1 pseudogene is annotated in these 464 nt (G+C 75.9%); it reads right to left on the bottom strand.

Going from position 1 to position 464, the window contains the following annotated elements:
* Window positions 1–100: 100 nt before the first annotated feature.
* A pseudogene (locus AC2W7G_RS18540) lies at window positions 101–464 on the bottom strand (FAD-linked oxidoreductase); the annotation flags it as partial.

Raw genomic sequence — 464 nt, 5'->3', positions numbered from 1 at the left:
TCCGCGCGGCCGTGCGGGCCGGGCGCGTGCGCGTGGGCTTCCACCTCTACAACGACGACGAGGACGTCCGACCGCCTGCTCGAGGCGCTGCGCGGCTAGGTCAGGCGAACGGCGGGCGGGCGTCGAGCCGCACCGAGGCGCGTCCGGCCGCGCGCCAGAGGCGGGCGGTGAGGTCGCGGTCCTCGTCGGTGACCAGGTTGCCCATGACGCGCAGGGCGACGGTCATGAGCACGGTCGAGCGCATGCCCAGGGGCCCGAACGTGGGCAGGACGCGGGGGATGGTCAGCAGGCCCGACAGGCGGCGGGCGATCGAGAACGCCTCGCCGTAGTGGCGGCGCAGCAGCGCGGGCCACGCGGTGGCCAGGTCGACGCGGTCGGCCAGCTGCTCGGCCACGAGCCGCCCGGTCTCGAGCCCGTAGTCGATGCCCTCGCCGTTGAGCGGGTTGACGCAGGCGGCGGCGTCG

The organism is Aeromicrobium sp. PFPM2_SD2 (assembly GCF_057364525.1).
The sequence above is the reverse complement of the archived record's forward strand: the minus strand, read 5'-3'. Positions and strand labels throughout refer to the sequence as shown.